We start from the raw sequence: 16,640 nt of genomic DNA, 5'->3' as shown, positions 1-16,640 counted from the left end.
GCACTGACACGCCGGGGGCAGTTCATCTGCCTTCGGCGCTTTTATGTGACGGTTGGTGCGTCAGAAGATCGATTGCCGGTTTTCAGCTGCGCGGCATCGCCAGGGTCACGTTGCGGCCCTTTTTCTGATATCGAAGCTCACTGTCGCTGATCGCGATGACTTTCCCGCCATCAAGGCGGTCTCCGACTTTCAGCTTTTTGTAACGCCCGCTGGGAAGCCGCACCAATGCGCGTCTGTTGGCCGGCGTTCCGTAGACCCCGATCAGGTTCAGCCTGCGCAGGTTGATTGCGTTGTCGATCGTGGCTTGTCGTGCGACCGACGCGGTCGAAGGGATTTTGGGCGCGACGGTCTTTGGTTGGAAAGATCCTGCGTCATCGGATTTCTGATCCAATGCTGCTGTGGACCCAAGATTCGAACTGTTTGAAGCAGGTGATTTGGCAGGGGCCAATCCGGCGGGGCGGGATTTGGGCCGCGGGACTCTTACGACAGCCAAGGCCGTTGGTGCCTCATCGACCTGTGGTTCGGTCTGAAGGTTTTCCGGGCGCGCTTTCGGTCGCTTGGATGCCAATTCCTCCAATGACCGGCCACCCAGTTGACCGCGCTCGAAATTCTCGACCAGATCAGCGGGGCGCGGCTTGGGTCGAATGCCTGCCAATCTGTCGTCGACCTCGTCAACCACAGGTTCTTCTTCGAAACGAACCGGAGTTTCAGGTGGAACCTTGGAAGGGCGCCCCAGATAAACAACGACCCCCGCCGGATTAACGGTGCCTTCCGGTGTAGGCACGACCAGGCCGTTCTCATCCAGATCAAACCGAGTGCCCGCAATGTTGGGGGATACGTCGGGTTCAAAAGGAGCGTCGGTGTCAAAACTGGGGTCGGGCGGTAAGGCAACCGCATCCTTGAACAGATCGGCGTGGTCCAGCGATGCCAGATACAATTCCTGCGGTTCCGCGGTCTCAGGTATTTCCGGTGCCGCAGGCGCTGTCGTGCTTATGCCCGTAACGGCCTCGACACCTTTTAGTGTTTCGGGGTCCTGAGCGACGGAGTCCACCGCGGTAGGGGCAACTTTGAGGGCCTCCAGAATGGCTGCATCTGTGGCAGTCAGATCCGGCTGCGTGCCGGTCTCGGTTTCCGAGGCCTCGTTCGCAGGCACTTCGGCGTCATCGGTCGCAAGGTCCGGAACGGTTTGTTGCGGGGCTTCCAGCGCAGCCGTGTCCAGCTCCGATTCAGGCAGGGGCTCTGCGGCGGGTTCAGTGGCGGGAACCGCAACCTGAGCCGGGCTCTGTTCCGCCTGATCCTGTTCAGGGTCGGACCCCGATGCCAGCCAAACGCCAACAAGTCCACCAACGAGAAGCACGGCGGCAAAGACCGGAATGACAGACCGGTTTACCCCTGAAGATGCATCAAGATTGTTCGTTGTTTCCCGGGGTGCTCGGAAAGCCTCGGGCGCGGCGGTTCCGGCAATCGGATGGGTGGGCAGGTCGGAATCATCAGCCTGTTTAACTGCGTCCGTTTCCACCGGAGATGGCTGGTTTTCCGGGTGTGACAGATCGGAAGCGTCCGAGGTTTCGCGAAACAACGCCTCACGCGGGAACGCGCCCTCTTTGTCTTCGGCGGTGAACGCCACCACCACAAAACCATTTTCCGAGGCAAAGGTCCGCGCTTCGGCCAGAGTTTCAACCGCCACGGCGGCAACAAAGGTCGTGTCGCCTTCGGTCTGGCTGTCATAACTCAGTTCCGACAGGGCGTAAGGCGTGGCCTCGGTCAGAGCAGTTTCGATACGTTCAGCCCGGTCTTCCGGCGGCAACCTATCGGTGGAAAGCTCTAGAAACCGAATCTGATCCTCTGGCAGCACAAGCTTGCAGCTCAGATCATTTTCCAGCGCAAATGCCTTTTCCCGCAACGCCTGCATCTGTGCGGACAAGTCCGGAACATCCAGCGGAATCGTACCCACAACAAACCAGTCGTCATCGGAACGGTGGTGCAGTGTTATTCCGGTCGCAGAAAAAGACAGCGCAAAGGCGGGTTTCATATTCCGGAGGAACCATAATTATCAATGTCAATGCAAACGACTTTGCGTTTGCAGACCGACATTAAAGCAGGAACCCGCCGAGGGAAAGAAAAAGGCGGTATCTCCTCTTGTATCGCAAGGGCCCGTCAACCCATCTAAAAGCAGAGTAATTTGGAGTGATAACCTTGAAGACATTCGCTTTTCTGGCCGCGATGATGGCGGCTACGGCTGCCGGGGCCGCTCATGCGGAAGAACGTCGCATCAACGTTGATGCAACCGGAACAGTGCAGATTGCGCCTGATATGGCGACGATAACCTTGGGCGTGACCAACGAAGACGCCGAAGCCTCGGCTGCGATGCAGGCGACGTCAGATGCCGTTTCCAAAGTCTTGGCGCGCCTGACCGAGATGGGTATCGAAGATCGTGACGTCCAGACACGGGACCTGTCATTGTCGCCCGTCTGGTCGGGTCGTCATGGACAGAATGGGGAGACGCCCGAAATCACCGGCTTTACGGCGTCCAACCGCGTGTTTGTGCGCGTACGCGACCTGACCCAACTGGGGAAGATCATGGACGCGGTCATTCAGGACGGCGCCAATGATTTCGGGGGCTTGAGCTTTGGCGTGCAGGATCCCAAACCGATCGAGGCGCAGGCGCGTGCCAAGGCCGTTGGCGAAGCCACGGCCAAAGCACAGCAGTTGGCAGAGGCAGCGGGCGTGACGCTTGGTCCGGTTCAGTCGATCTCGGAGCAAACAGCTGGCATTCGTCCGATGGCAGAAATGCGCGCGCTGAGCATGGCGGATGCGGGTGGTGTTCCCGTCGCGGGCGGCGAGGTGTCGGTTTCCGTCAGTGTCTCGATGGAATTCGAGATTTCAGACTAAGATCACGCTTTCACACGGGCCATCAGCGGTTTGCGCTGCTGGCCCGTGCCGTCAAAATTGTCGGGCGACAGCCAGGCTTCGAATGCATCGCGAATGCGCGGCCATTCAGTGTCGATGATCGCGTACCATGCCGTATCCCGATTGCGGCCCTTGTAGTGGGTCGCCTGTCGAAACACCCCTTCGAAAGTAAATCCCAGCCGTTCAGCGGCATTGCGTGACGGTGCATTCAGTGCGTCGCATTTCCACTCGTACCGGCGATAGCCGAGCTCGTCGAAAACACGCTTCATCATGAGGTACATGACCTCGGTCGATTGCGGCTTGCGTTGCAGCAGCGGCGAGAAGTGGATGTGGCCGACTTCGATGGCACCCGCTGCGGGTTCGATCCGAAGATAAGAGGCCATGCCGACTGGCACTTCGTCCGCATCCAATACGGAATGAAACATCGGGTCCGCATCCATGCAGTTGGCGCGGGCCCAGTCTTCAAATTCCGGTTCGCTGACAAACGGGCCATAGGGCAGGTAAGTCCAGTTACGGCCATCCCTGTCATTGGCAAACGCCCGAAAAAGTCCGGGCGCATGGCGATTCACATCCAGTGGCACGACAGAACAGTACCGGCCTTCCATCGGTGTGTAAGGCGGCGTCGGGCGCGGAAAGTCACCCGACACCGGCAAACCGATGGGCTGGCCAAGGTCGTTTGTGTCGTGCCCGGCCATAGTCAGGCGCTTGCCTTGGCGAGGGCCTGATCAAGGTCCGCGATCAGGTCGTTCACGTCTTCGATGCCGATAGACACCCGCACGACACCGGGGCCCGCGCCCGCGGCTTCCTGTTGTTCCGGCGTCAGTTGTCGGTGGGTGGTCGAAGCCGAGTGGATGATCAACGAGCGGGCATCGCCCAAATTGGCCACGTGGCTGAAGATTTCCAGCGCGTTGACCAGTTTGATACAGGCGTCATAGCCGCCCTTCACCGCAAAAGTGAACAATGCGCCAGCGCCACGTGGATACTGCGATTTGACCCGGTCCTTGTAAGGTGATGACGGCAATCCCGCATAGGTGACGTATTCCACCCGGTCATCCGCTTCCAGCCACGTTGCGATTTTCTGGGCGTTCTCCACGTGGCGCTCCATACGCAGCGACAGTGTTTCGATCCCCATCAGCGTGTAATGAGCTGCCTGCGGGTTCATGGTCATGCCCAGATCACGCAGACCGATGGCAATGCCGTGGAAGGTGAAGGCCAGCGGGCCAAAAGTCTCATGGAATTTCAGGCCGTGATAGGCAGGCTCGGGTTCGCTCAGTGACGGGAATTTGTCATTCGCGGACCAGTCGAACTTGCCAGAATCCACGATGCACCCGCCGGTGACGGTGCCGTTGCCGGTCAGGTATTTGGTGGTGGAATGCACAACCAGTGTCGCGCCATGCTCGATCGGACGGCACAGGTAGGGCGTGGCCGAGGTGTTGTCGACAATCAGCGGGATGCCCGCAGCATCAGCAACATCCGCCAACGCGCGGATATCAGACACATAACCGCCCGGATTGGCGATGGATTCGCAGAACACGGCGCGGGTGTTTTCGTCGATGGCATCCTTCACGGCGTCCAGATCATCGGTGTCCACGAATTTGGCGGACCAGCCAAAGCGTTTGATCGTCTGGCTGAACTGCGTGACCGTGCCGCCATACAAACGGGTCGAGGCGACCACGTTGCAGCCGGGCCCCATCAGCGGGAACAGCGCCATGATCTGTGCCGCATGCCCGGACGAGCAGCACACCGCCCCGACGCCGCCTTCAAGCGTCGCCACGCGTTCCTGCAGAACGGCGACGGTTGGGTTGGTCAGGCGGGAATAGATAAAGCCCACCTCTTGCAGGTTGAACAGGGCCGCTGCGTGGTCCGCATCCCGGAACACATAGGCCGTGGTCTGATAAATCGGTGTCTGGCGTGCTCCGGTCGCCGGGTCGGGGCGGGCACCCGCATGAATTTGCAATGTGTCGAAACCGTAGGTCGGGCCGTCAGACATCGTGAAAATCTCCTGTTGGTATCTGTCTTGCGGAATCTGTAGGCCATTGCCCGCCTGCGCACAACGATCCTGTCAGCGCAGCCAGAGTCCTTTGCTTTTGATCGCGTTGCGCAGTGCCTGTTCACGCCGCGGCAGATTGTCCTGATCAAAGAGCGCACGGATTTTTTCGCCTTTGCCCTGAAGAACCAGTTTTTTCAACGGATCATACTGTTTGAGCACTTTTTTGACCTTGTTGGGGGCCACGACGGTTTCCAGCACATCGATCACGTGATCGCTTTCGCGGGCATAAAGCAAAGGGAACAGGCGATAGTGGCAGCTGACGGACCCGTCCAGAAGCCCGTCCGGCAAAGCGTCCCGCCCGCCGCCGAAAGAATGAATGACCAGCGGCAGGGCCGCCTGATCCAGCCATGGGTCAAGGTTCTGGCCCGTCAGTTCGGGAATGTTCTCATCCCGGATCGTTCTTGCGTAGTCCAGGTACCGTTCACCGAACATCCTGGGGCATTTGAAGAAAAAGTAACCTGCGTTAAAGTAAAGGTATCGCCGCCAGTAATCATGGGGTTGGCCCGGATCCACCGAGCTTTCGAAATCCAGCCCGAAGCGCGCATAAAGCGCCCGCCAGATACCGTCAAAGCCGGGGCCGTACAGCGTCGGCTTTGGCCATGTGCCCTCGACCTTCAGTGAGGCTCCGGGGTGGTTGAAATCGAACGGGACGCTTGTGATGTCGCCGGTGATCAGCGTGTCTGTGTCGAAGAACACAAAGGGTTCACCTTCCGGCAGGGCCGACAAGGCCTCGATCTTGTTGCCATAAGGGTAGCTTTCGCCGAAAACATGCGAGTCGAAGGGCAGGATTTCGGCATCCAACTGTTTCAGGGCCTTCAGAACGTCTTCGTCCTGGATGCTGGGGTTGTGGGTCCAGCGCGGGCCCGGGTTGGGTGTGGCGACAAACAGCCGGCCTTTGAACCCGGGCGAACAATGGCGAAGCGAGGCCGCGAACAACAGGGCCTCATATTGCAGGCGGTTGTTTTGCCCGACAACCGCGATGTTGAATTTCCGAGAACTTGCCTGCATCTATGCCCATTCCTGAAAGCTGCCGGAACCGGCACCCTTTGATCCGGGTTACAGCAAGCGGGGTGGGGCGTCAAAAGCCGAAAGTTTGATTTCTTGTTATCTATGGCATTCCTCTCATCGCGCCGAGAAAGGGCTGAGCAAGGTCATTTTGCGGATTTTCCGAGGTTGGCCCGGTTCATGTCGTAAGGGGAAATCGGTGGCGTTCGATGCTGACCGAACCTTGTTTGCCAATACCCACACAGCCCTTTCCTGGGCAAATCCTGCCTTCGGACCCAATGATTCAACGCTTTTCGTGCTTAGTCCCTAAGCGAAGTGCCCAAAAACACGGTTGTTTTTGCAAGGCTTTTCATTTTTTGACCATTTGGCAAATTTTACCAATTGATAAAAAAATTATTTGTGGCAAGCTGAGAACATAACAAACATATCTACAGGGAGTAGAGTGATGGCACAGGGCCAGATGGCACCCGGCATCGTAGCCGGGCGGCTTTCAAGCGATGAGCTGACCTCGAATTTCACCGATCTGCATCCGCCACTTGCGCAGCACGAGGCCGCAGTAGCCGCAGATCGCTGTTATTTCTGCTATGACGCGCCATGCGTGACGGCCTGTCCAACGGATATCGATATCCCGTTGTTCATTCGCCAGATTCAAGCCGGTCAACCGCAATCAGCAGGGCGCACGATTCTGGAACAGAATATTCTGGGCGGAATGTGCGCTCGGGTCTGTCCAACCGAAACGCTGTGCGAAGAGGCCTGCGTTCGCGAGGCCGCCGAAGGCAAGCCGGTTGAGATCGGGCGCCTGCAACGTTTCGCCACCGATGAAATCATGGCCTCGGGCGTGCATCCGTTTGAACGTGCGCCTTCGACCGGCAAGACAGTTGCCGTTGTAGGGGCCGGGCCTGCGGGCCTGGCCTGTGCCCATCGGCTGGCGATGCTGGGCCATGACGTGGTGATCCATGAAAGCAAGCCCAAACCCGGCGGCCTGAATGAATATGGTATCGCGGCCTACAAATCGACCAACGATTTTGCACAGGCCGAGGTGGACTGGCTTCTGAAAATCGGCGGGATTGCAATCGAGACCGGTTCGGTTTTGGGCGAAAGCATCTCATTGGATGGGCTGGTCGAAAACTACGACGCGGTGTTTCTGTCCATCGGTCTAGCCGGCGTCAACGCCTTGCGTGCAGGCGGTGTTGACAAGGACGGTGTGCGGGCCGCGGTTGATTTCATATCGGACGTGCGGCAGGCCAGCGACCTTGCCGATCTGCCCGTTGGACGGAATGTGGTCGTCATCGGCGGGGGCATGACGGCTGTGGATGCCGCCGTGAAATCCAAGCTTCTGGGCGCCGAAAACGTCACGATTGCCTATCGCCGCGGCCGGGATGCCATGGGGGCCAGCCGGTACGAGCAGGACCTGGCAGCGTCGCATGGCGTTCGGATCATGACCAATGTTCAGCCAGTGGCCATCCACGGCAATGGCGCCGCGACCGAGATCGAGCTGGAATATACCTCCAGCCAGAACGGTCAGCTCATCGCAACCGGAGAAACGATCCGCTTGCCGGCCGATCAGGTTCTCAAGGCCATCGGACAGACCTTGGAGGGCGCACCCGAAGGCCTGACGCTGGATGGCAACAAGATCGCCGTCAGCGGCGCTGGCCGAACCTCTTTGGCTGGTGTCTGGGCTGGTGGTGACTGCGCTGCGGGCGGCGAAGATCTGACCGTAACGGCCGTTGCCGAAGGTCGGGACGCGGCGATGGACATCCACGCGACGCTCGTTTCGTGATAGGGTGGGGTATTCACCCCATTCCTTTCGCTGCTGAGGTATTCCCATGTCCCAGATCGAACAAGCTGTTGCTCAACACTATACCACCGGTGCACTGACCGAACGCGTCCGCGCGGCGCTGGAGGCCAGCGGCATCGACCCGGATGCGGCCACTGTCGCTGATCTGAAGGCGGGGGATGAATTCCATACCGGCGGCGTTCTTGCGACCGACAACCTGTTTGCGCAACTTTCTCCGACCCATGCGACACGCGTTCTGGACATCGGATGCGGCATCGGGGGCACATCCCGGTACATAGTAGACAAATATGACTCAACGGTTACAGGGGTCGACCTGACGCCCGAGTTCGTGGAAACCGCAACTGCGCTCAGCGATCTGGTCGGACATTCCGAAAAGACCAGCTTTCTTGTTGGCAGTGCTCTGGACATGCCTTTGCCGGATGCCGGGTTCGACCTTGCCGTCATGATGCATGTGGGCATGAATATCGAAGACAAAGCGGGGCTGTTCGCGGAAGTGTCACGGGTTCTGGCCACCGGTGGCACCTTTGCCCTGTTCGACGTCATGGGCGGAGAGGTGGATGAGCCGCTGGCTTTTCCGCTTCCCTGGTCCACTTTTCCGGAAACCTCCTTTGTTCACGCGCCAGAAGTATACAAAGACGCCGCGGCCGCGGCCGGTCTTGAGCTGGTTGCCGAAACAGACCGCACCGCGTTTGCGATCCAGTTCTTCGAAGACGTATTTGCCAAGATAGCCGAGACCGGACCAGCGCCGCTGGGAATCCACCTGATGATGGGCGAAACGGCGCCCGAAAAGTTCCAAAACTACGTCAAAAACCTCAAGGCCGGGCGTATTCGCCCGACCGAAATGATATTCAAAAAATCCGGCTGAGCCGGGAAGGGAGAAGCCATGGCCGATCTGACGACAAACTTTCTGGGCATTTCCAGCCCCAACCCGTTCTGGCTGGCCTCTGCGCCGCCGACGGACAAGGAATACAATGTGCGCCGCGCCTTCGAAGCCGGGTGGGGAGGAGTTGTCTGGAAAACGCTGGGGTCCGAGGGGCCTCCGGTCGTGAACGTGAATGGCCCGCGCTATGGCGCAATCTACGGGGCCGACCGCCGTTTGCTGGGCCTGAACAATATCGAACTGATCACGGATCGTCCTCTCGAGGTGAATCTCGAGGAAATGGCGCGGGTCAAATCCGATTACCCGGATCGCGCCTTGATCGCGTCGATCATGGTTCCGTGCGAGGAAGAAGCATGGAAGGCCATTCTGCCACGCGTGGCAGAAACCGGTGCGGACGGGATCGAGCTGAACTTCGGCTGCCCTCATGGGATGAGCGAACGCGGCATGGGCTCGGCCGTGGGGCAGGTGCCGGAATATATCGAGATGGTCACCCGCTGGTGCAAACAGTATTACGACCGCCCGGTCATCGTTAAGCTTACACCGAATATCACAGATATCCGCAAACCGGCTGCGGCCGCCAGAAACGGTGGTGCGGATGCGGTGTCGCTGATCAACACCATCAATTCGATCACCAGCGTCAATCTGGACACGTTCAGCCCTGAACCGTCCATTGACGGCAAAGGCAGCCACGGTGGGTATTGCGGCCCGGCAGTAAAGCCCATTGCATTGTCGATGGTGTCCGAGATCGCGCGGGCCGAGGCGACGCGGGGCCTGCCGATTTCCGGCATCGGCGGCGTCACCACTTGGCGTGACGCGGCCGAGTTCATCTCGTTGGGTTGCGGCAACGTTCAGGTGTGCACCGCTGCGATGACCTATGGCTTCAAGATCATTGACGAACTGACGGCGGGGCTGTCGGAATGGATGGATGAGAAAGGCTATTCCAGCATTGATGAGGTGATCGGACGTGCGGTGCCCAATGTCACCGACTGGCAGTATCTGAACCTCAACTACGTCGCCAAGGCGAAGATCGATCAGGATCAGTGCATCAAGTGTGGCCGGTGTTATGCTGCCTGCGAAGACACCAGCCACCAGGCGATTTCCATGTCCGAGGACCGCGTGTTTGAGGTGATGGATGACGAATGCGTCGCTTGCAACCTCTGCGTCGATGTTTGTCCGATCGAAGGCTGCATCGATATGGTGCCGATGGCAGCGGGTGAGGTTGATCCCCGGACCGGAAAAGAAGTTCAGCCAACTTATGCGAACTGGACGACGCATCCGAACAACCCGATGGCCAAGGCGGCCGAATGAGGGGATTGCGACAGATCGTCAAGGGGCCGTTATTGCGGCCCCTTTTTTCAGGGGCTCAGAAGTTTGCGGTACAACGTGTCAACAAAGGCTTCTGCACCCTCGAACGGATCTTCGTTGCCCAGAATTGCACGAACCTGAACATCGAAATCTGCATAGTGCTGCGTCAAGGCCCAGATCGAGAACACCAGGTGGTAGGGGTGCACCCGCGCGATTTTTCCCTGATCCATCCAGCCGGTAAGGATCGTGACCTTTTCGTCGACCAGTGTCTTGAGATCATTGGACAATGCATCGTGAATACGCGGCGCGCCCTGTACAAGCTCGTTGGCAAAAAGGCGGCTTTCCCGTGGTAGCTCCTGACTCATCTGCAACTTGCGCCGAATGTATGCCAGGATTTCCTCCATCGGATCGCCATTGGCGTCCAGATCATGCAGCGGAGCCAGCCAGGTATCCAGCAGGCCGGACAGCAATTCAGTATGGATCGCTTCTTTTGATGGGAAATAGTACAGCAGGTTTGGCTTGCTCAGACCTGCTTCTGCCGCGATCTGGTCTACGGTTGCGCCGCGAAACCCGTGGGCTGAAAACACGTTCAGGGCGGCCTCTAGAATCGCGGCGCGGTTCTTTTTCTGAATACGGGTTGGTGCGCGGTCTTTTGGCATGTTTTCAGCGTGTCTCTTTTTTCGTCGAACAGGTGCGGGACGTACTGAAAATTTCAGCTGAACCGCGCAAATTCTTGACTGATACCGAACCCGTGATAGCGTGAGTTTGACCATATGGTCAAATCAAGACATCAAAAGCGAGCCAACTCGCCAGCAAACAGGGAAGATGAACATGGCAGCTCCGGCGCAGAATCTCAGGATCAATGGCGACAGGTTGTGGGACAGTCTGATGGAGATGGCCAAGATCGGCCCGGGTGTCGCCGGTGGCAACAATCGCCAGACCTTGACGGATGAGGACGCGGAAGGCCGCGCCTTGTTCCAGAAATGGTGCGAGGAAGCAGGGTGCACCATGGGGCTTGACCAGATGGGCAACATGTTTGCCCGTCGCGAAGGCACTGACCCGGACGCGCTGCCGGTTTACGTGGGTTCGCATCTGGATACGCAGCCGACCGGCGGCAAATATGATGGTGTGCTAGGTGTCCTGGGAGGGCTGGAACTGATCCGGACGCTGAACGACCTGGGGATCAAGACGAAACATCCGATCGTCGCCACCAACTGGACAAACGAAGAAGGCACGCGTTACGCGCCGGCGATGCTGTCTTCGGGCGTTTTTGCCGGGATGCACACGCAAGACTGGGCATACAACCGCGAAGATGCTGAAGGCAAAAAGTTCGGGGATGAGCTGAACCGGATCGGCTGGCGTGGTGATGAAGAGGTGGGCGCCCGCAAGATGCATGCGTTCTTTGAACTGCATATCGAACAGGGCCCGATCCTTGAAGCCGAAGGCAAGGATATCGGCGTCGTCACCCATGGTCAGGGGCTGAGCTGGACGCAGATCACGGTAACGGGCAAGGATGCGCATACCGGATCGACACCGATGCCGATGCGCAAGAATGCCGGGCTGGCCATGGCGCGGATCCTGGAGAAAGTCGACGAGATCGCATGGTCTCATGCTCCGCATGCGGTGGGTGCGGCAGGGCATATCGATGTCTACCCGAACTCACGCAACGTGATTCCGGGCAAGGTGGTGTTTACGGTCGATTTCCGCTCGCCCGAGCTGGAGGTGATCACCGACATGGAAAACCGCCTGCGGGTGGCTGCCGAGGACGTCGTTGACGAGATGGGTCTTCAGATCGAATTCGAGAAAGTCGGCGGTTTCGATCCGGTGAAATTTGACGATGCTTGCGTATCGGCCGTGCGAAACGCAGCCGAACGGCTGGGCTATTCGCACACTGATATCATCTCGGGCGCGGGGCATGATGCCTGCTGGATCAACCGGGTTGCGCCGACCGCGATGATCATGTGCCCCTGTGTTGACGGGCTGAGCCACAATGAAGCCGAAGAAATCAGCAAGGAATGGGCCGCAGCCGGAGCGGATGTTCTGCTGCATGCCGTGGTCGAGACTGCCGAAATCGTGGAATAGGGGGCGCTGCCCCCGTCGCCCCAAGGGCGACTCCCCCGGGATATTTTTGGCCAGATGAAGCAAGCGGCGCAGACCGCATCAGGGAGTTCAAAATGAGTACTGTCATCAAAAACGGAACCGTTGTCACCGCGGATTTGACTTACAAGGCGGATGTATTGGTCGAGGGTGGCGTGATCACCGAAATCGGCATGAACCTGACGGGGGACAAGGAACTGGACGCAACCGGCTGTTTTGTGATGCCGGGCGGTATCGATCCTCATACCCATCTCGAAATGCCGTTCATGGGCACCTATTCCAGCGATGACTTTGAAAGCGGGACGCGGGCGGCCCTGGCGGGCGGCACGACCATGGTTGTTGATTTTGCACTGCCCAACCCCGGTGAAAGCCTGCTGGATGCGCTGAAACGTTGGGACAACAAGTCGACACGGGCCAATTGTGACTATTCGTTCCACATGGCGGTGACCTGGTGGGGGGAACAGGTGTTCGACGACATCAAAACCGTGATCGAGACGCGCGGTATCAACACCTTCAAGCATTTCATGGCCTACAAGGGCGCGCTGATGGTGAATGATGATGAGCTGTTCGCCTCGTTCAAGCGTCTTGCCGAGCTTGGCGGTACCGCCCTGGTGCATGCCGAGAACGGAGATGTGGTGGCAGAGCTGAGTGCCAAGCTGCTTGCCGAAGGCAATACCGGCCCCGAGGCACATGCGTATTCGCGCCCGCCGCAGGTGGAAGGTGAAGCCACCAACCGAGCGATCATGATCGCGGACATGGCGGGTGTCCCGCTGTATGTTGTTCACACCTCGTGCGAAGAGGCGCATGAAGCCATCCGCCGGGCAAAAATGCAGGGTAAACGGGTGTGGGGAGAACCCCTGATCCAGCACCTGACATTGGACGAAAGTGAATATTTTAATCAGGATTGGGACCATGCGGCGCGACGGGTCATGAGCCCTCCGTTCCGCAACAAACAGCATCAGGACAGCCTGTGGAATGGCCTGCAATCGGGAACGCTGAGCGTGGTTGCAACCGATCATTGCGCCTTCACAACCGAACAGAAACGCTTTGGCGTAGGGGATTTCACCAAGATCCCGAATGGCACCGGCGGGCTGGAAGACCGGATGCCGATGTTGTGGACACATGGGGTCAACACTGGACGTCTGACACCGAACGAATTCGTGGCTGTCACTTCAACAAACATTGCCAAGATATTGAATTGCTATCCTAAAAAGGGTGCGGTTCTGGTCGGGGCGGATGCTGATCTTGTTGTTTGGGATCCTGAGAAAAGCAAGACAATCAGCGCCGCGTCGCAGCAATCTTCGATCGACTACAATGTGTTCGAGGGCAAAGAGGTCAAAGGTCTGCCGCGCTTTACTCTGACGCGGGGTCAGGTGGCGGTGCATGACGGTGAAATCCGGACGCAGGAAGGTCATGGGGACTTTGTCGCGCGTGAGGCGAACACCACCGTCAACAAGGCGCTGAGCACCTGGAAAGAGCTGACCGCCCCTAGACCGGTCGAGCGGACAGGAATTCCGGCGACCGGTGTTTGATCGGTTGGGGCCGCTTTGCTGGCGGCCCTGACACCACTCTTTTCAAGGCAATAAAATGAACACTGAAAGCACGACCCAGCCCGTCATCGAGGCAAGGCAGCTGGACCTGACATTCCAGACCAATGATGGGCCTGTACACGCGCTTAAAGACGTGAACCTGACAATAGACAAGGGCGATTTCGTCAGTTTCATCGGGCCGTCCGGCTGTGGCAAAACCACCTTTCTGCGTTGTATCGCAGCCCTGGAGACACCTACGGGCGGGACGCTGACCGTCAATGGCATGACGCCTGATGAGGCGCGTCGAAACCGGGCGTACGGGTATGTCTTTCAGGCGGCGGGCCTATATCCCTGGCGCACCATTGCAAAGAACATAAAACTGCCTCTTGAGATCATGGGATACCCTGCTGCCGAACAGGATGAACGGGTGAGAAAGGTCCTGGAGCTTGTTGATTTGAATGGGTTTGGCGGCAAGTTTCCCTGGCAGTTGTCCGGTGGGATGCAGCAGAGGGCCAGTATTGCTCGGGCCCTTGCGTTCGACGCGGATATCCTGCTGATGGACGAGCCGTTCGGGGCGCTTGATGAGATCGTGCGGGACCATCTGAACGAGCAGCTTCTTGAGCTTTGGGCGCGTACGGAAAAGACGATCGGATTTGTGACGCATTCCATTCCCGAGGCGGTTTATCTGAGCACAAAGATCGTGGTGATGAGCCCACGGCCCGGGCGGATCGCCGATGTGATTGACAGCCCGCTGCCCAAGGAACGGCCGCTGGACATTCGCGACACCCCGGAATTCATCGAGGTTGCGCACCGTGTGCGCGAAGGTTTGCGGGGTGGGCATTCCAATGACGGCTGAGCTGAATGCGGATAAGATCCGGCGCGCGGCGCCAGACGATGTGCCTGCCTGCGCCAGGGTTGTTCACGACTGGGCCACGCAAACGGACTGGATGCCCGACGAACTGCCGGTCGATGAACTGGCGAAGCTGATCAGCGACGCATTCGACAGCCGTGAAATGTGGGTCGCCGGTGATCCGGTCGATTGCTACATGTCAGTGGACCCGGCACAGAATAAAATCGGCGCGCTGTATTGCAGCCGGACGGGGCAGGGTATCGGCAAGCGCCTTGTCGACAAAGCAAAAGAGGGCCGAAATTTTCTCTGGCTGACGACGCACCGGCCCAATACGGCGGCGCAACGTTTTTATCGCCGTGAAGGGTTTGAAGTGACGGCCGAGGAACCCCCTGTGCCGCCGGATACCGTGCCCGTCTATCGGATGGAGTGGCGTGCATGAAGCAAGTCATCGCCGTATTCACAGTCATCGCCGCAATTGTTTTGTTCTGGTACGTAGCCTGTATTCCGATGAACATAAAGGGCGTGTTGACCGAACAGGAACGTGCCGGGGCCGTCGTGCAGCCGCCGTCCGCCAAGGACCGGCGTGACATGTCCGAGGTTGGTCTTGTTTTGAACAACACATTCGCCATCCCGGCCACATGGGAACAGGACCGGCCTCGACTGCCGGCCCCGCATCAGGTCGCCGTAGAAATGTGGGAAACGACGGTCCAGAAAAAGATCACTTCGAAACGGTCGCTGATCTATCATGGCTGGGTCACGCTCAGCGCGACGATGCTGGGATTTGCGATTGGCACCGGCCTGGGGATCCTTCTGGCCGTGGGTATCGTGCATAGCCGCGTTATGGACCTGTCGGTCATGCCATGGGCCATTGTCAGTCAAACCATTCCGATCATCGCGCTGGCGCCGATGATCATTGTGGTGCTGTATTCCGTTGGTATCCAGGGCATCATTCCCAAGGCGATCATATCGGCCTATCTGAGTTTCTTTCCGGTTGTCGTCGGCATGGTCAAGGGCCTGCGCAGCCCCGATGCGATGCAGCTGGACTTGTTGCGGACGTATAACGCCAGCCGGTCTCAGGGCTTTTGGAAATTGCGCCTGCCGGCATCCATGCCGTATCTGTTCACCTCGCTGAAAATCGGGATCGCCGCGTCGCTGGTCGGCGCCATTGTTGGTGAGCTTCCGACAGGGGCTGTTGCCGGTCTGGGCGCGCGGTTGCTTGCCGGCAGCTATTACGGTCAGACGGTACAGATCTGGTCGGCTCTGTTCGCGGCTGCCATTCTGGCGGCATGCCTGGTCGGGTTGCTGGGGCTGATTGAACGTGCCGTATTGAAACGGATGGGGATGGCGCAATGATACTGGTTTTGTGTGCTGTCCTGCTTTGGCTTTTGGGCTGGTGGTTGAACAGCCGGTTGGCCAGCGGGCCTTATGCCGACACCCGAATGGTGCGATTTCTGGCCCCGCTGATCTTTGGCCTGACGGTCATCGGGATCTGGGAGCTTCTGGTGCGCGGGCTTGAGGTTCCTCTGGTCATCCTGCCAGCGCCGTCGGTAATTGCGGTACGGTTTGCGGACAGCCTTCCGATCCTGTGGGCTGATTTTGTGCAGACCATCATCAAGGGCGCGCTCAGCGGCTATGTCATCGGGTGCATCGCGGCCTTTCTGATGGCGATTGCGGTGGATCGCTGGGATTTCCTGCGTCTGGGCCTGTTGCCGGTCGGCAATTTCGTGGCCGCCCTGCCGATTGTCGGAACCGCCCCCATTCTGGTGATGTGGTTTGGGTTCGACTGGCACTCCAAGGCGGCGGTGGTGGTTGTGATGGTGTTCTTTCCGATGCTCGTCAACACCGTGGCGGGCCTGCGGGAAGCCACCTCGATGCAGCGCGATCTGATGGAGACCTATGCCGCAACCTATTGGCAGAGCTTCATGAAACTGCGTTTGCCCGCAGCGATGCCTTTCATTTTCAACGGGTTGAAGATTTCCACCACTTTGGCTCTGATCGGCGCTATCGTGGCCGAGTTCTTCGGTTCACCGACACTTGGTATGGGGTTCCGGATCTCTACCAGCGTCGGGCAATTGTCGCTGGACATGGTCTGGGCCGAAATCGTTGTTGCGGCACTGGCCGGCACGGCCTTTTATGGGCTGGTGGCGGGGATCGAAAAAGTGGTGACCTTCTGGCACCCGTCACAGCGCGGATAAAACAAAGAAATCAACAGACCC

At 58.6% G+C, this 16,640-nt stretch carries 15 protein-coding genes; 10 read left to right on the top strand and 5 right to left on the bottom strand.

Annotated features, from left to right (window positions below):
• Positions 1 to 82 precede the first annotated feature (82 nt).
• Positions 83 to 2,032 (bottom strand): hypothetical protein, encoded by a 1,950-nt coding sequence (locus tag I9184_RS06740; protein WP_209833362.1) that lies wholly within the window; start codon positions 2,030 to 2,032, stop codon positions 83 to 85.
• 164 nt (positions 2,033 to 2,196) lie between these two features.
• Between I9184_RS06740 and I9184_RS06735 the strand changes: the two genes are divergently transcribed.
• On the top strand, positions 2,197 to 2,892 hold the full coding sequence (locus I9184_RS06735) for an SIMPL domain-containing protein (RefSeq protein WP_171633107.1): 696 nt from the start codon (positions 2,197 to 2,199) through the stop codon (positions 2,890 to 2,892).
• Between the two features lie 2 nt (positions 2,893 to 2,894).
• Here I9184_RS06735 and I9184_RS06730 read toward each other — a convergent pair whose 3' ends face one another.
• The 3 genes from I9184_RS06730 to I9184_RS06720 all read right to left on the bottom strand — a co-directional run bounded on the left by I9184_RS06730 (position 2,895) and on the right by I9184_RS06720 (position 5,968).
• Positions 2,895 to 3,605: a GNAT family protein gene (locus I9184_RS06730; protein WP_171633105.1), complete on the bottom strand. Its 711-nt coding sequence runs from the start codon at positions 3,603 to 3,605 to the stop codon at positions 2,895 to 2,897.
• A gap of 2 nt (positions 3,606 to 3,607) precedes the next feature.
• A complete protein-coding gene (locus I9184_RS06725) occupies positions 3,608 to 4,900 on the bottom strand; it encodes an O-acetylhomoserine aminocarboxypropyltransferase/cysteine synthase family protein (protein WP_171633102.1) in 1,293 nt (430 codons plus the stop codon).
• A gap of 72 nt (positions 4,901 to 4,972) precedes the next feature.
• Positions 4,973 to 5,968: a hypothetical protein gene (locus tag I9184_RS06720; RefSeq protein ID WP_171633098.1), complete on the bottom strand. Its 996-nt coding sequence runs from the start codon at positions 5,966 to 5,968 to the stop codon at positions 4,973 to 4,975.
• A gap of 442 nt (positions 5,969 to 6,410) precedes the next feature.
• Here I9184_RS06720 and I9184_RS06715 point away from each other — a divergent pair, with 442 nt between their 5' ends.
• The 3 genes from I9184_RS06715 to preA are packed head-to-tail and all read left to right on the top strand — an operon-like array spanning position 6,411 to position 9,951.
• Positions 6,411 to 7,745: an NAD(P)-dependent oxidoreductase gene (locus tag I9184_RS06715; RefSeq protein WP_171723451.1), complete on the top strand. Its 1,335-nt coding sequence runs from the start codon at positions 6,411 to 6,413 to the stop codon at positions 7,743 to 7,745.
• Positions 7,746 to 7,791: 46 nt separating this feature from the next.
• The gene (locus tag I9184_RS06710; RefSeq protein ID WP_209833360.1) at positions 7,792 to 8,628 is read left to right on the top strand and encodes a methyltransferase domain-containing protein; all 837 of its coding nucleotides are present in this window, start codon (positions 7,792 to 7,794) and stop codon (positions 8,626 to 8,628) included.
• A gap of 18 nt (positions 8,629 to 8,646) precedes the next feature.
• On the top strand, positions 8,647 to 9,951 hold the full coding sequence (preA, locus tag I9184_RS06705) for an NAD-dependent dihydropyrimidine dehydrogenase subunit PreA (RefSeq protein WP_171633091.1): 1,305 nt from the start codon (positions 8,647 to 8,649) through the stop codon (positions 9,949 to 9,951).
• 47 nt (positions 9,952 to 9,998) lie between these two features.
• On the opposite strand, the gene I9184_RS06700 is transcribed toward preA, so the two are convergent.
• Entirely contained in the window at positions 9,999 to 10,607 is a 609-nt protein-coding gene (locus I9184_RS06700) for a TetR family transcriptional regulator C-terminal domain-containing protein (RefSeq protein ID WP_171633089.1), read from the bottom strand.
• Positions 10,608 to 10,779: 172 nt separating this feature from the next.
• Here I9184_RS06700 and I9184_RS06695 point away from each other — a divergent pair, with 172 nt between their 5' ends.
• From I9184_RS06695 to I9184_RS06670, 6 genes are all read left to right on the top strand, one after another.
• Positions 10,780 to 12,030 (top strand): Zn-dependent hydrolase, encoded by a 1,251-nt coding sequence (locus I9184_RS06695; RefSeq protein ID WP_171633086.1) that lies wholly within the window; start codon positions 10,780 to 10,782, stop codon positions 12,028 to 12,030.
• 92 nt (positions 12,031 to 12,122) lie between these two features.
• Positions 12,123 to 13,577, top strand: coding sequence for a dihydropyrimidinase (gene hydA, locus I9184_RS06690; RefSeq protein WP_152457698.1), 1,455 nt, complete (start codon positions 12,123 to 12,125; stop codon positions 13,575 to 13,577).
• 55 nt (positions 13,578 to 13,632) lie between these two features.
• Positions 13,633 to 14,430: an ABC transporter ATP-binding protein gene (locus I9184_RS06685; protein ID WP_209833358.1), complete on the top strand. Its 798-nt coding sequence runs from the start codon at positions 13,633 to 13,635 to the stop codon at positions 14,428 to 14,430.
• On the top strand, positions 14,420 to 14,863 hold the full coding sequence (locus I9184_RS06680; RefSeq protein WP_245217983.1) for a GNAT family N-acetyltransferase: 444 nt from the start codon (positions 14,420 to 14,422) through the stop codon (positions 14,861 to 14,863). Before I9184_RS06685 ends, I9184_RS06680 begins: the two co-directional genes overlap by 11 nt.
• Positions 14,860 to 15,777, top strand: coding sequence for an ABC transporter permease (locus tag I9184_RS06675; RefSeq protein WP_171363011.1), 918 nt, complete (start codon positions 14,860 to 14,862; stop codon positions 15,775 to 15,777). The genes I9184_RS06680 and I9184_RS06675 overlap by 4 nt, the downstream gene beginning before the upstream one ends.
• Positions 15,774 to 16,619: an ABC transporter permease gene (locus tag I9184_RS06670; RefSeq protein ID WP_171231810.1), complete on the top strand. Its 846-nt coding sequence runs from the start codon at positions 15,774 to 15,776 to the stop codon at positions 16,617 to 16,619. The genes I9184_RS06675 and I9184_RS06670 overlap by 4 nt, the downstream gene beginning before the upstream one ends.
• Positions 16,620 to 16,640: the final 21 nt, after the last annotated feature.

The sequence above is a fragment of the Ruegeria sp. HKCCE3926 genome, from assembly GCF_017872515.1.
In the GTDB taxonomy this organism is placed as follows: domain Bacteria; phylum Pseudomonadota; class Alphaproteobacteria; order Rhodobacterales; family Rhodobacteraceae; genus Ruegeria.
Note: the sequence above shows the minus strand (reverse complement) of the source record. Positions and strands in the feature narration are given on the sequence as shown.

Excerpts from the sequence above, each read along its gene's own strand:
- I9184_RS06720 (WP_171633098.1), bottom strand. The coding sequence starts at position 5,968 with ATGCAGGCAAGTTCTCGGAAATTCAACATCGCGGTTGTCGGGCAAAAC.
- I9184_RS06670 (WP_171231810.1), top strand. The coding sequence starts at position 15,774 with ATGATACTGGTTTTGTGTGCTGTCCTGCTTTGGCTTTTGGGCTGGTGG.
- preA (WP_171633091.1), top strand. The coding sequence starts at position 8,647 with ATGGCCGATCTGACGACAAACTTTCTGGGCATTTCCAGCCCCAACCCG.
- I9184_RS06685 (WP_209833358.1), top strand. The coding sequence starts at position 13,633 with ATGAACACTGAAAGCACGACCCAGCCCGTCATCGAGGCAAGGCAGCTG.
- I9184_RS06695 (WP_171633086.1), top strand. The coding sequence starts at position 10,780 with ATGGCAGCTCCGGCGCAGAATCTCAGGATCAATGGCGACAGGTTGTGG.
- I9184_RS06680 (WP_245217983.1), top strand. The coding sequence starts at position 14,420 with ATGACGGCTGAGCTGAATGCGGATAAGATCCGGCGCGCGGCGCCAGAC.
- I9184_RS06710 (WP_209833360.1), top strand. The coding sequence starts at position 7,792 with ATGTCCCAGATCGAACAAGCTGTTGCTCAACACTATACCACCGGTGCA.
- I9184_RS06740 (WP_209833362.1), bottom strand. The coding sequence starts at position 2,032 with ATGAAACCCGCCTTTGCGCTGTCTTTTTCTGCGACCGGAATAACACTG.
- I9184_RS06715 (WP_171723451.1), top strand. The coding sequence starts at position 6,411 with ATGGCACAGGGCCAGATGGCACCCGGCATCGTAGCCGGGCGGCTTTCA.
- hydA (WP_152457698.1), top strand. The coding sequence starts at position 12,123 with ATGAGTACTGTCATCAAAAACGGAACCGTTGTCACCGCGGATTTGACT.
- I9184_RS06700 (WP_171633089.1), bottom strand. The coding sequence starts at position 10,607 with ATGCCAAAAGACCGCGCACCAACCCGTATTCAGAAAAAGAACCGCGCC.
- I9184_RS06730 (WP_171633105.1), bottom strand. The coding sequence starts at position 3,605 with ATGGCCGGGCACGACACAAACGACCTTGGCCAGCCCATCGGTTTGCCG.
- I9184_RS06675 (WP_171363011.1), top strand. The coding sequence starts at position 14,860 with ATGAAGCAAGTCATCGCCGTATTCACAGTCATCGCCGCAATTGTTTTG.
- I9184_RS06725 (WP_171633102.1), bottom strand. The coding sequence starts at position 4,900 with ATGTCTGACGGCCCGACCTACGGTTTCGACACATTGCAAATTCATGCG.